At 48.5% G+C, this 9,731-nt stretch carries 8 protein-coding genes and 2 pseudogenes; 4 read left to right on the forward strand and 6 right to left on the reverse strand.

Annotation, left to right across the window (positions count from 1 at the left end; translation table 11 throughout):
* Window positions 1-309 (forward strand): annotated as a pseudogene (locus IQ219_RS11510) (tRNA uridine-5-carboxymethylaminomethyl(34) synthesis GTPase MnmE); the annotation flags it as partial.
* A 43-nt stretch (window positions 310-352) separates the two neighbouring features.
* On the opposite strand, the pseudogene IQ219_RS11515 reads toward IQ219_RS11510, so the two are convergent.
* Window positions 353-624: pseudogene (locus tag IQ219_RS11515) on the reverse strand (flagellar assembly protein H); the annotation flags it as partial.
* A gap of 132 nt (window positions 625-756) precedes the next feature.
* Here IQ219_RS11515 and IQ219_RS11520 point away from each other — a divergent pair.
* Window positions 757-2,181, forward strand: a complete 1,425-nt coding sequence (locus IQ219_RS11520; RefSeq protein ID WP_194072691.1) for a radical SAM protein — start codon at window positions 757-759, stop codon at window positions 2,179-2,181.
* 182 nt (window positions 2,182-2,363) lie between these two features.
* Window positions 2,364-2,819, forward strand: coding sequence for a GFA family protein (locus IQ219_RS11525; protein WP_368667603.1), 456 nt, complete (start codon window positions 2,364-2,366; stop codon window positions 2,817-2,819).
* Window positions 2,820-2,907: 88 nt separating this feature from the next.
* On the opposite strand, the gene IQ219_RS11530 is transcribed toward IQ219_RS11525, so the two are convergent.
* Window positions 2,908-3,219, reverse strand: a complete 312-nt coding sequence (locus IQ219_RS11530) for a hypothetical protein (protein ID WP_194072692.1) — start codon at window positions 3,217-3,219, stop codon at window positions 2,908-2,910.
* A gap of 225 nt (window positions 3,220-3,444) precedes the next feature.
* Here IQ219_RS11530 and IQ219_RS11535 point away from each other — a divergent pair, with 225 nt between their 5' ends.
* The gene (locus tag IQ219_RS11535; RefSeq protein ID WP_194072693.1) at window positions 3,445-4,644 is read left to right on the forward strand and encodes a glutathione S-transferase family protein; all 1,200 of its coding nucleotides are present in this window, start codon (window positions 3,445-3,447) and stop codon (window positions 4,642-4,644) included.
* Here IQ219_RS11535 and IQ219_RS11540 read toward each other — a convergent pair.
* The 4 genes from IQ219_RS11540 to IQ219_RS11555 form a co-directional block, all read right to left on the reverse strand.
* The gene (locus IQ219_RS11540) at window positions 4,620-5,246 is read right to left on the reverse strand and encodes a DUF4129 domain-containing protein (protein ID WP_194072694.1); all 627 of its coding nucleotides are present in this window, start codon (window positions 5,244-5,246) and stop codon (window positions 4,620-4,622) included. The two genes, IQ219_RS11535 and IQ219_RS11540, sit on opposite strands and share 25 nt — an antisense overlap.
* A 30-nt stretch (window positions 5,247-5,276) precedes the next feature.
* On the reverse strand, window positions 5,277-7,898 hold the full coding sequence (cphA, locus tag IQ219_RS11545) for a cyanophycin synthetase (RefSeq protein WP_194072695.1): 2,622 nt from the start codon (window positions 7,896-7,898) through the stop codon (window positions 5,277-5,279).
* A 147-nt stretch (window positions 7,899-8,045) separates the two neighbouring features.
* Window positions 8,046-8,861, reverse strand: coding sequence for a cyanophycinase (locus IQ219_RS11550; RefSeq protein WP_190598408.1), 816 nt, complete (start codon window positions 8,859-8,861; stop codon window positions 8,046-8,048).
* A 245-nt stretch (window positions 8,862-9,106) separates the two neighbouring features.
* A partial coding sequence (locus tag IQ219_RS11555) for an S-layer homology domain-containing protein (protein ID WP_194072696.1) occupies window positions 9,107-9,731 on the reverse strand: 625 nt, incomplete at its 5' end.

The raw sequence follows: 9,731 nt of genomic DNA on the forward strand, positions 1-9,731 counted from the left end.
GTTTTAACCGCCGCCGCCGTTAATTTAGGTATCGACGCTCTAGAAACCGCCATTGTTGAGCAAGTTAATCAAAATAATTTATCACCCCAAAATTTGGATTTTGCCATCAACCAAAGACAAGCGGCTGTTTTAACGGAAGCTCAACTAGCTCTTAAGCAATTACGACAAACCCTAACGGAACAGTTACCCCTAGATTTTTGGACCATTGACCTGCGTTTGGCCATCAATGCCCTTGGAAGAGTGACAGGGGAAACGGTAACGGAGTCGGTGTTAGACCGTATTTTCAGCCGTTTTTGCATTGGCAAGTAATGGATATAGCAAGCTGTCTGCCAACGGATGGTTACTCAAATCCTTAATTGTTTTGATTGGCCACAAACTGATTAACCAATTCCACATCAACATCTAATTCTTTGAAATTTTTTGACAATTTCGGCGATCGCCAGACCTGATTTTTTTTGGTAGGGGTATAGTTTCCAGTTTTTCTTCAAAACGATCCTCTAGCTCGTCCTCCATTTTTTCCTTAGCTAAACCTATCTTTTCCCCCTCTTGTAAAATTTCTTGATAGGCAACAAATTCCTTCATAATTCCACTTCTTGAAATTGTCTTGATAAGCTCAGGGGAGATTGGCAAACATACTCAAATTTTACCGGCGATCGCCAGTTGGGCAAAAAACAAACCGATTAATGTGAGAATAACTGGCTTCATATTGTGGTCACTGAACAGGGGTAGGCTGCAAACCTTGAAATACCATCTACCATGGAGCACAAGCCAAAGGAGTTTGTGAAACGAGCCATGAAAATCGACATCATCATTGTCTACATTCAGCGATACCGCAAGGGACATGAGGTTCATTTTGTCCCACCGCTGACTGGTATTCACCTGGCTGCTCTGACCCCAGCAAAACATACTGTTCGAGTCATTCACCAGCAGGTTGAGACCGTAAACCTAGATAGCGAAGCGGATGTGATCGTTCTCTCCTTCTTCAGTGGCTTTGCACCGGAAGCATATCGTTTGGCAGGGGAGTATCGAAAACGGGGCAAGATAACAATCGCAGGCGGTCCTCATGTCACCTTTGCGCCAGAGGAAGCTCTAGGATTTGTGGATAGTATTGTCATTGGTGAAGGAGAGTCTGTCTGGGAGCAGATTTTCCAAGATATCGAGCAAAATAGGCTTCAGCAAAGGTATGTTGGCGAAGCTATTCCTCTCACCAATGTCCCCACTCCTCGGTATGATCTCTTACCTCCGCAATACTTCATTCGACGGGTCGTCCAAGCCACTAGAGGATGTCCATTTACCTGTTCATTCTGCACTGTACCCATTCTCAATCCCGGTTTCCGTACTCGCCCTGTCGAGGCAGTGCTAAACGACGTCCGATACAACAAATTCAAATGGTGGTGGCAACGAAAAACCGTCTGGTTCTGGGATGATAATTTGACGGCAAATAGACCTTATATCAAGGAACTTCTGCGCCAGATGATCCCTCTGCGAAAGTGGTGGTTGACCCAAGCGAGTATGGACATCACTAAGGATGACGAGCTGTTAGATTTGATGCGCGACTCTGGTTGCATCGGAATTTTTTTCGGTATTGAATCATTTGGCCAGGAATCTTTGGAAGATGCAGGAAAACGCCAAAACAAAGTCGCAGAGTATCAAAGTAAAATCAAAAAACTGCACGACCGCGGAATTGGTGTGATGGCTGGTTTTATTTCCGGTTTGGATGGAGATACCCCAGAGAGCATCCGAGACATGGCCAACCAATTGGAGGAAATTGGTGTAGATGTGCCATTTTTGAGCATTCTTACCCCCTTCAAAGGCACACGTTCATATTCAAAGATGATGGATGCGGATCGGTTGCGTTCTGATTTAGGGTGGGAGTTTTACAATGGCTATAATGTGACATTCATGCCCAGTAAAATGACCCCTGCAGAGCTTTTAAAGGCGCACCGAGATTTGTGGAGATCGGCCTTCAGCTTGCCAGCAATTTTTCGTCGAATTAGTAAATCTTTATTTACTTTGCGCGGGGGGGCAATGATGATGTGTGGCATCATGAATTTGTTTTACGGACTGAAAGCTCTCACAAATAATGAACCGATTAGTTTTGAGGGAACGGATAAATATAAATCGATTCGCGAAACCACAGATTTGATTCCGCACAGTCCCCAAAAGGTTGAGTCAATGTAGTTGAAGAAGCTAAATAGCGGAAATTTGCCGATATATCCTCGTTTTGTTTGTCTGGATGTTTGTTGAAAAATAAGCGATGGATTTAATGACGATCGCCAAAAGATGCATCAAGCTATATTCCTATTTTGCTGATTGAGATAATTGCGATAAATTATCCATAGAAGACTTGGAGATCAATTGCTGTGAACTATGTACCTCACAAAACTAAAGGAAGTTGCCGTTGCGGCAAGATTCAATTTGAGGTGTCTTCAAAACCATTGATTACTATGGCTTGTCATTGTACAGGGTGTCAGAAAATGACATCAAGCGCATTTAGTCTGAGTTCACTGTTTCCCAGTTCTGCATTTTTTATCACATTAGGTTCACCTGTTATCGGTGGTTTACATGGGGGTACACGTCACTATTTCTGTGGCCATTGTATGAGCTGGCTATTTACACGCCCTGAAGGGATGGATGATTTTGTCAACGTACGCTCCACCATGTTAGAAGACACTCAAAACTATAGGCCATTCATTGAGTGCTACACAGACGAAAAGCTAGCTTGGGCTACCACTGGTGCAAAGTACAATTTTAACAAATTTCCTGCACAGGAGGATTATCCAGCGCTGATTCAAGCATTTGCGGATAATGAGGAATAAATACAGCGTTTGATGGATTTAATTGTATTGGTCTGGAGCTTTTTTGACTGAAAATTCTGATTTGGTAATGATTGCTATTCTGCGTTAATCATTCCTCTAAACAGTTAACTGCTTTGAATTGGAGTGGTTCCGCAGGGCCAACCCAGCCGGGGGGGTTATTAGAAGGTTTTCTTTCAAACCTGATCTGGCAATCTTGACCATAGTTAATGGTCTGATTTGCTAAATCTATGGATTTCAACGTTGCCGCCACGTCGGGATTTTCTTTAACGTAATTGACTATTACCTCCAGATCCTTGATGTTTTGGTACTGGGGAGGCAAAGCGGCAATGCCAGGAGCGCGCTCGGCGATCGCCATTGAAAAAAAAGAAAAAGTGATCAGTGCGGGAATAATTTGCTTCATATTATGGCGGCTGATGGTTCCGCTTCACCTTACATCAAAACCTGTCAGCCTCAAAAATGATACAATTCTACGAAGGACGCAGTTTAATTGCTTGAATGATACTAATGGTTAGAATTAAAGCTATAGATGCCGCCCTAAAATTTCCCCAATCATTCTAGTTGAATTAATAGATATTTCTCCCGATTTTATTATCTTATTTAACTACTATTAAACCGATAAAATTTTATGGTTAATCCCCTTTCCTGGCCGGCTCTAGCGGAATTGTCTAACTACCAAGTGGATACAGTTAATGGTGCCACCAATGCCCAGGCAACCTTAAGATTGTTTGGACAACCGGAGAATGCTGTGCGAGTCACCCTCTATCGGGATAATCATGCCTGGTGTCCCTATTGTCAAAAAGTTTGGTTGTGGTTAGAGGAAAAACAAATTCCCTACCAAATTAAAAAAGTGACCATGTTTTGCTATGGAGAAAAGGAAGCTTGGTATAAAAAATTGGTGCCATCGGGAATGTTACCGGCTTTGGAGTTAGATGGCAGATTCTACACCGAAAGCGACGATATTTTAATGGCTTTAGAAAATGCTTTTGGGCCATTGCTTTGGGGCATGGAAGATTCATTGGTTTTACCCCTGAGAAAACTGGAAAGACTATTGTTTCGAGCTTGGTGTAATTGGCTCTGTTACCCAGCCATGTTCCCCGGTGCCGATCAACGGAATCAACAACAGTTCCAACAGGTAGTTGATCAAGTGGAAAAAGCCCTAGAAAAATTGCCTGGTCCCTATTTTTTGCCGGAATTTAGCACTGCTGACATCGTTTTTATTCCCTATGTGGAGCGCATGAATGCCAGCCTGTTTTATTACAAAGGCTATTCTCTGCGGGAAAATAATCCCCGGCTCCAGGACTGGTTTGGGGCGTTGGAAACTAGGGATACCTACCGGGGCACCCAGAGTGATTTCCATACCCATGCCCACGATTTGCCTCCCCAAATGGGTGGTTGTTACTCCAACGGCAGCGCCCAGGCCCAGCAGAACCAAGCGCGGGTAGACCATGGCCCTTGGTTTGGTTTGCCTGATGCCACCTACCCGGAACCGGAAAACGTTAAGCAAGAGGCGATCGCCAGGGTGGTGAAACATCACCGCAATATTATTGAAATCAATGGCCATGACCGGGGGGAGAGTTTTGACCAAGCTCTACGCTGTGCGTTAACCCTACTGGCGACGGGGGAACAATGTACACCACCCCAGGGTACCGACCAAGCTTTGCGTTATCTGCGGGATCGTATTAATGTGCCCCGGGATATGTCCATTTATGCGGCTAAACATCTCCGCCAAGCGTTGGAAACCACCGCCAGTTTAGTGGGAGATCAAGAAGGGGAACCAATTCCAGTGCGTCACCGCCGGGATCAGGACCCAGCCAATTTTCGCTGATCCGTTGTTGCCCTAGGGCTATGTTCCAATTGGGCGATCGCCCCTTGGCAATCTTCAAATAACTCCAGGGAAGCTTGTTGCTGGCCAAAACAGAGTTCCTGATGGATAGTGAAAAGGGTATTGTAGGCGCTGGCCTGGGGAAATTGCGCCGTTAGCCGTTGATATTCCCGGTCAGTTCTCCCTGGTGCTGGCTCTAAACCCCTTTTCTCCTGCAATATTTGCAACATGGCCAAATACAAATAACGGCAAGCTTGGTAATAATCTCCCTGGCGGGCAGCCTGGTGGGCCGTTCTCATCCAATAGCTAGCTCCGGGGGAAGGAGTTGCAAAATTAGGGCGCAAATCCACTGCGGTTAAATTATGCCAATACCTCTGCCAAGTGCGGCGGTTCAACCAAATGAAGGCGATCGCCACTGCAATAATTAACCAGAGTAAGCTGTGGAAAATTAATTCTTCCCACCGTTCCCAATGGGGAATATCTAACCCCGGTATGGGAGGCACCCCCTGCCAGAGGCGATCAGTCTGCCAGGCCACCCATTCCCGCCCATTCTGCGTTAACTGTTGCAATTCCCAGGCAAGGTTGCTTTTTTGATAGGTGGCCATGGTATTGGTGAGAAAAAAGAGACAAAGCCTTTAGCCGATGGGATTGCGGTCTTTGATCATGTCGATGGCCTTGGTGACACTTTCGGGGAACATCACCACCAAGCCATCGGTTTCAACGTTGTCTAGAGCCTGGTTGAGGGCGGTGGTTTCATTCAAAATTAACTCATAGTCGGCGCCAGGATTTTCTTGCAAAATGCCCTTAATGATTAAATCGGCCGCTTCTCCCTCTGACCGGCCCCGCTTATCGTCATCTTCTTTGACAATGATACGGTCAAATACCTGGGCGGCAATTTGTCCCAACTCAATCAAATCACTATCCCGGCGATCGCCAGGGCCCCCCACCACTCCAAAGCGTTGACCCCGCCAGTTTTTGACAAAATCTCCCACCGCTCGATAGCCGGCCGGATTGTGGGCATAGTCCACCAACGCATGGTAACGACCCAGATTAAATAAATTCATCCTACCGGGGGTCTGTTCCGCCGAGGTGGTGAAGGTGCGTACCCCCTGACGAATTATTTCCACATCTAAGCCATTAACAAAGGCGGCCAGACAAGCGGCCAGGGCATTGGCAATCATAAACGGTGCCATCCCCCCCATGGTCATGGGAATCAATGTGGCTTGCTCCACCCGCAGAGTCCAGGAACCTTCCAAAATGGACAAATAACCAGATTCATAGACTGCCGCAATGCCATTGCGCCGTATGTGGGTTTGGATAATGGGGTTATCGGGATTCATGGAGAAATAGGCCACCTTGGCTTTCACCTTATCTGCCATGGCCGCCACCAAAGGATCGTCGGCATTGAGCACCGCATAACCACTGGGATCCACCACTTCCGCAATGACGGACTTAACTTTGGCCATTTGTTCAATGGTGTCAATATCTCCCAAACCGAGGTGGTCTGCCGCCACGTTGAGCACTACCCCCACGTCACAGGTATCAAAGGCTAATCCTGCCCGCAAAATTCCGCCCCGGGCCGTTTCCAACACCGCCACTTCCACCGTGGGATCCCGTAAAATTACTCCGGCACTCTGGGGTCCCGTATTGTCCCCTTTTTCGACACAGTATTCGTTGATATAGATGGCATCGGTGCTGGTGTAGCCCACCGTTTTGCCCGTCTGTCGATAAATATGGGCCAAAAGGCGGGTCGTGGTGGTTTTACCGTTGGTGCCTGTCACTGCCAAAATGGGAATGCGGCTAGGGGTACCGGGGGGAAAGAGCATATCCAATACCGGCGCCGCTACGTTACGGGGCAGGCCCTGGCTGGGGGCCACATGCATACGAAAACCCGGGGCCGCGTTCACTTCCACAATTACCCCGTTGGTTTCCCGCAGGGGCTTACTAATATCGGAGGTCACCACGTCGATGCCAGCAATGTCGAGGCCAATCACTTTGGCTACCCGTTCCATTAACCAGATATTTTCCAGGTGAATATCGTCGGTGCGGTCAATGGCAATGCCGCCGGTGCTGAGGTTGGCCGTGGCCCGCAGATAAACCACTTCATCCTTGGGTAAAACACTGTCCAGGTTATGGCCCTGGCGTTCCATGACATCGATCGCCGTTTTATTAACAACAATTTTGGTGAGAATATTATCGTGCCCATCACCGCGATTGGGGTCTTGGTTGGTTTTATCAATTAACTCGCTAATGGTGGAGTTGCCGTCCCCGGTCACATGGGCCGGAATTCTCTCCGCCACCGCCACCAGTTTGCCATTTACCACCAGCACCCGATGGTCACTGCCCTCGTAATAGCGCTCCACAATAATGGAACGACTCTTCGACTCCTCCACTGCTAAATCATAGGCGGCGATCGCCTCCTGCCAATGGCGCACATTAATGGTGATGCCCCGACCATGGTTACCGTCTAGGGGTTTAATTACTATCGGATAGCCCCCCACATCGTTGATGGCTTCCTCCAAATCATCAAAATATTGGATGGTGGTGCCCCGGGGCACCGGAATGCCCGCATCTTGGAGAATGGTTTTGGTACCTTCCTTATCACAGGCCAGTTCCACCCCCAGAATGCCAGATTGGGAACTAAGGGTTGCCTGAATTCTCTGCTGATGTATGCCATACCCCAACTGCACCATGGCCCGGGCACTGAGGAGCATCCAGGGAATTTTACGGGCATCGGCTTCAGTGACAATGGTTTCGGTGCTGGGGCCCAGGGCAGAGTTAGCCCCCAAATCCCGTAAATCTTCTAAGTCCTTCTCCAATTCTGCCTGGGGATAATCCCCCGTATCCACCAAGGCACGACATAAACGCACCGCCGCCCTGCCGGCGTAACGTCCCGCCTGTTCATCCACATATTCATAGACAACGTTATAAATGCCCGGGGTCGAAGTTTCCCTGGTGCGGCCAAATCCCGCTGTCATACCGACCAATTCCTGGAGTTCCAGGGCCACATGCTCAACGATATGACCCATATAGGTTCCTTCCTGCACCCTTTCCAAAAAGCCGCCCCGGTGGCCTGGGGAGCAAAAGTGTTCTATGAGGGAGGGCAACACCCTGATTAACCCTTCATAAAAACCGGGAATACTACTGGAGGGTCGCTCCGCCAAATCCTCCAAATCTAGGCGCATTACAATTAACTTCTTGCGTCGAATGCTCCAATAGTTAGGGCCGCGGAGAGTAAGGGTTTTAAGAATTTTCATGATCTGTGTCAGTCAAGAACCAATGCAAGAAGCACAACACGCCGACTATCATTCTCAAGCTAGGCCTCTGACTGAAACTGTTCGCTGTGAACAATTGATCCGAGTCAGTCCCTGGGGTCAGGGAACCTTACCTGCCTTGGGTCACCCCTAGATTACCCGAGGAAAAGCCCGCTGTTTTACTTGATGATAAACTTCCCCATGGACAAGGATGTTGAGGCGGAGATTATGGAGGCTCAACGGGGCATTGGCCACCACCATAGCGGCATTGGTGTAGCTCATGTCCCTAGCATCCACAAAGGACACCGTACCCTGGCCAATAACTTTAACGGAGCCGTCCCGCTCGAACATGGCGCAGGTATCTTCATCAATGCCTAAACCAAGCAACTCAGGATGGGTAGAAATGGCACTCAACAGCCGGGCCATGCGGTTACGATTGTGGAAATGCTGATCCACCACAATTTCCGGCACAATGCCCAGCCCCACTGCCATATCCACCAAAGCTCGATTGGGCCATTCGCCGCTACTGCCCCCGGCAATCATGTGATGCCCCATCACCGCTGCCCCCGCACTGGTGCCCGCTAAACTAATTTCCCCGTTATGCACCCGTTGACGAATGCGGTCCATCAAGGGGGTATCCGCCAACAGCCCACAAAGGCGCAGTTGATCTCCCCCGGTCATAAAAATGCCTGTACACTGTTCGACAAATTCCCGGTAACCACTGTCGTCCCCCTGGGAGCGGTCCCGGATATCCAATACCTTTAACTCTTTGACCCCCATGTCGCCAAAGATAGTTTGATATCTCTCCCCAATCAGTAAAGGCTCCCGAGATGCAGAGGGAATGATGCCAATAATGGCGTCGGTGCCACCGGAACGCGACCAAAATGTTTGTAAAATTTCACGGCCGTGAACTTTATCTTCTGCACCACCAATAATTAAGATGGCCGGTTGGGAGGATAGGGGCATTGTCAACTCTTAGGGGTTCAGTTCTCTGATTAGCAGACTAATATTATCTTGACCGGACGAAGAAAAAAAGTCCATGCCAAGAGTTTTTGCGGGCACCTTGACAACCATTGGGGCGCCTTGATCAGCTTTAAATCCCTCGACCAAATTATTATTACTACTCAGACAGGGCCAGCCTATGGTCAAAGCTAGTTAAATTCAGTCAAATTTAAGTTAAATTAGCCACTGTAAGCGATTTTAGTCATTAATTAATTGGGGGAATTCTCCGGAGTAACGGTGGGCTCAGGCTCAACTGCGGGGGATGGGGCTGCGGGAGCATTAATGACATCTTTGGCGCTTAGGCCATCGGCCTGGGCTCCTAAAAACCAGAGGGCAGAGGCTGCTTCTTCCCTGGTGACGGGGCGCTGGGGTTGAAAGATGGTGATGTAACCAAACATTCTTTTGAGGTTGGATTGATCGCCATTTTGGAAGTCGGCAGCTAGGGCGGGCCAAATGTTGGGGTTAATTTTGGCGGCGTCCTGGAAACCCCAGGTTTCTTTAATATTTTCCAGGCTGGCATTGGGCAGGGCCCGGCGATAGTCTAGGGGCACTTTCCAACGGACTACATCTTCCCTAGTTAGGGGAGCACCGGGGCGAAACTGGGTGGCGCTGGGGTCGTTGGTGAGGCTAGAGGGAATTAAACCGGCATCAGCTAAACCTTGAATTTGGGCAAAGTCGGGGTGGCTGGGGGGAACGTCGGTGAAAAGAGGGGTGGTGTTACTGGAAGCGGGTCTAATTTGTTTACTGGGTTGGTTGGCAAAAAAGACATTATTGGCTTGAAATAACCAGCGGGCGAATTCTCCCCGACTGATGTTACTCTGGGGCGCAAATTCC

It is taken from the genome of Synechocystis sp. LEGE 06083 (assembly GCF_015207725.1).
Lineage (GTDB): Bacteria > Cyanobacteriota > Cyanobacteriia > Cyanobacteriales > Microcystaceae > Synechocystis > Synechocystis salina.